General features: G+C 55.5%; 3 protein-coding genes and 3 tRNA genes. All 6 read right to left on the minus strand.

The features are described 5' to 3' along the window. Nucleotides 1–102: 102 nt before the first annotated feature. The 6 genes from AAHM40_RS26900 to birA all read right to left on the minus strand — a co-directional run bounded on the left by AAHM40_RS26900 (nucleotide 103) and on the right by birA (nucleotide 2,913). Nucleotides 103–178: transfer RNA gene (locus AAHM40_RS26900), tRNA-Thr, on the minus strand. Nucleotides 179–204: 26 nt separating this feature from the next. Further along, nucleotides 205–278 (minus strand) — tRNA-Gly (locus AAHM40_RS26905). A gap of 26 nt (nucleotides 279–304) precedes the next feature. After that, a tRNA-Tyr gene (locus tag AAHM40_RS26910) sits at nucleotides 305–389 on the minus strand. 141 nt (nucleotides 390–530) lie between these two features. Beyond that, nucleotides 531–1,208 (minus strand): SPOR domain-containing protein, encoded by a 678-nt coding sequence (locus tag AAHM40_RS26915; protein ID WP_342247425.1) that lies wholly within the window; start codon nucleotides 1,206–1,208, stop codon nucleotides 531–533. Between the two features lie 9 nt (nucleotides 1,209–1,217). After that, nucleotides 1,218–1,967, minus strand: a complete 750-nt coding sequence (locus AAHM40_RS26920) for a pantothenate kinase (RefSeq protein ID WP_342247426.1) — start codon at nucleotides 1,965–1,967, stop codon at nucleotides 1,218–1,220. Continuing rightward, the gene (gene birA / locus AAHM40_RS26925) at nucleotides 1,957–2,913 is read right to left on the minus strand and encodes a bifunctional biotin--[acetyl-CoA-carboxylase] ligase/biotin operon repressor BirA (protein ID WP_342247427.1); all 957 of its coding nucleotides are present in this window, start codon (nucleotides 2,911–2,913) and stop codon (nucleotides 1,957–1,959) included. Before birA ends, AAHM40_RS26920 begins: the two co-directional genes overlap by 11 nt. Between the last annotated feature and the right edge of the window lie 140 nt (nucleotides 2,914–3,053).

Consider the following 3,053-nt stretch of genomic DNA (forward strand, 5'->3'; position numbering starts at 1 on the left):
GAACTTTTCTTTAGCCATCGAGAACGTCTCCCATCAAGAGTTGAGCGAGTTACGCAACCATTAAAACAAAGGCAGATATTCTCATATCTGCCTTTGTTAAGATGGAGCTCATGAGCGGATTTGAACCGCTGACCTCACCCTTACCAAGGGTGTGCTCTACCAGCTGAGCTACATGAGCCAAACACATTACGACAACAGCAAACCTGGAGCGGGTAGCGGGAATCGAACCCGCATCATCAGCTTGGAAGGCTGAGGTTCTACCACTGAACTATACCCGCGGAGCCTGCAGCTCTCGCTTTAAATCTGGTGGAGGGGGAAGGATTCGAACCTTCGAAGTCTATGACGTCAGATTTACAGTCTGATCCCTTTGGCCGCTCGGGAACCCCTCCAAGGGAGGCGGCATTCTCATCTTCTGCCACCCAGCTGTCAAGCTTTTTCTCATTAAAATCTTGAGGTTAGCTTCATTCGACAGCAGCTTCGCAAGACCGCCTTTTGGGCCACCCTGCGAAGCGGGCGCCATTCTATTCAAGCTAACGAGGAGATGCAACACCTTCGCACGGCATAAGTTGATGTTTTAATGCAAAAAAATCCCGGGACAGTTGCTCGAGCAGCGGATCATCAACCAGCCTGCGACTTTCAGCTGCTACGCGCACCCAATAATCACGGTGCGCACGGGACAATTCCCGCATAAAAGGCTCATAGCCGGCATCGCGCAAGCGTTGCATGACGCTCTCTGCAGAATCCATACGAGGGAAGATTCCTAGAGAAATCCCATTGACCAGATCCCCCTGAGTCACGATGTAGCTATCGATCTTCCGCGCCTGAAGCTCCTTGAGCTGACGCAAGGAGGCCTCCCTCGAAGCCAGCGGCGCAAGATAGACCCAATAGTCAGTACCCGCAGCTGCATCAACCGGCTTTACCGCCGAACGTACGTCCAGACTGATCAGGCGCTGCTCCAGCTCGCGAGCCTGCTCCTCACGCTCGAAGCCTCCAAGAAAAAGGCATACGGTCTCTTCGGCCGGCGCGGGGAGCGCAACGCTACGCCTTGGTTGAACCTCACCGGACTCACTGAGCAGACGAATGTCCTGCTGCCCCCCCTTGTATAGCGAAAGCGTCTCCACTTCCTTCGGCCGCAACGGTGCCTGCTGCTGATGCCAGACGTAGTAGAAGAGATTGAGAACCAGGAGAAACAGAAACAACCAACGCATGGATCAACCTCAATGCAATGGACAGGCAATAGCCAAACCAGCAAATACCAAATCAGGCATCACCCTTGCGCGCGGAAGTACATCGCGCACCAAGAGCGCGTCACCGCCAGTAAGAAAGACTTCGAACTCCTCCCCAAGATACTCAGCCGCCAATTGAATTTGAGCTTGGACAAAGCCCCGCAACATCAAAAGACAGCCCCGCTCTACCGCTTCGACGGTCGAGCGCCCGGGAGCCATATCAAGCAAGGCCCGCTCCGCAGCGTCGTCGTCGTAGCGAATGCGCCGGGTATGCGTGCGCAGCTGATTGCGCATGAGGGGCATCCCTGGACAGATAAATCCTCCGAGATGATCCCCATTCCCTGCGACCAGATCCGACGTCACCGCCGTGCCAAGATCGAGAACCAGGCACGGCTTGCGAGCAATGTGATAAGCCCCCAACACGGCAAGCCAGCGATCCAAACCAAGGCGTTGATACTCCGAGTAGCCGTTGCGTACCCCGGCCAGCTCGAGGGCAGGCGACGCAGACGCGCAAGACACTCCGAATGCATCCTGCAGCCGAGCAGTCAGCAAGCGAGTTTCCTCATCGGAACGAACACTGACCAATCGGCAGTGGCGAAGCGCTAATTCAGGCGTCGTCCGCAGCACCGATACCAGCTCTTCGTCCGAACCGACAACACCGCCAACCAGAGTGGCCACTTGCGCACTGTCGATCACACGCCATTTGATAAAGCTGTTACCACAGTCAAGCTCAAGAATCATCACTCAACCTCAAACTGAGCTCTCCACCGCTATAAGCTCGCTCTTCACCATTGACGCTGAGTCGCAAGGCACCCGTGACGTCTATTCCCACGACGCTTCCCTGGATTTTCTGTACACCAGCAATCAGATTCACCTGCTTCCCCTGCCAGAGATGACCACGCTCCCACTCCTCTCGTAGAGCAGAAAAACCCTCCCTCTTATGACGCCCAAGGTAATACTCGAGACGGGCACTCAAGCAACTGACCAACGCGTTTCTGTCTACCAGGACACCAGTATCGATTTGCATGGAAGTCCATGGCTGATCGATTTCCTCTGCAGGCTGCTGCATATTCACGTTGATTCCAATACCAACGACAACATGACAGAGATCAGCCGGATCCCCCAGCAGCTCGAGGAGAACACCCGCGACCTTCCGATTGCCTACCAGCAGGTCGTTTGGCCATTTCAAGCCGGCCGCCGTCAATCCGAATGAATGCAACGTACTTAACACTGCCAAGCCAACCACCAGGCTCAGTCCCTCAAGTTGGCGCGCACCGCCTTCAATACGCAAAGCCAGGCTGTAGTAGACGTTCTGAGCATAAGGACTGACCCATCGACGCCCTCTTCGCCCCCGCCCCTCCGTCTGCCGCTCGGCAATGACCGCGAATGGCGGAGCGAGACCTGCAGACAAGCGCCGCATTACCTCGGCGTTGGTGGAATCCAGCGACTCGAACACATGATGCGACCAAGGAGCACCACTAGCATTCAGAATGCTTCGATCGAGCAGACTCAGCGGACTTTGCAGTCGATAGCCTCGGCCGCGCACTTTGTATACAGAAAGGCCAAGGTCCGTCTCCAGTTGCTGCAGCTGCTTCCAGACCGCACTTCTGCTCACACCGAGGATCTCCCCCAGGGCTTGCCCCGAGTGGAAGCGCCCATCTTGCAGAAGTTTCAATAGAGTCAGCATATACAGGATCCGGCTCACAATGAGGCAGGCATCATATCGATGCACAATCAGGTTGCATAGAAATCCGAGCCAGTCTAGTAACCCAAACCGCCCAGGGAGAAACGCGGACAACGCCATCCCTGTCCAAGCGGTTAGCTTTT

The sequence above is a fragment of the Pseudomonas sp. OTU5201 genome (assembly GCF_038440135.1).
GTDB lineage: Bacteria > Pseudomonadota > Gammaproteobacteria > Pseudomonadales > Pseudomonadaceae > Metapseudomonas > Metapseudomonas resinovorans.

Coding starts and splice junctions, on each gene's coding strand:
- birA (WP_342247427.1), bottom strand. CDS start 2,913: ATGCTGACTCTATTGAAACTTCTGCAAGATGGGCGCTTCCACTCGGGG.
- AAHM40_RS26915 (WP_342247425.1), bottom strand. CDS start 1,208: ATGCGTTGGTTGTTTCTGTTTCTCCTGGTTCTCAATCTCTTCTACTAC.
- AAHM40_RS26920 (WP_342247426.1), bottom strand. CDS start 1,967: ATGATTCTTGAGCTTGACTGTGGTAACAGCTTTATCAAATGGCGTGTG.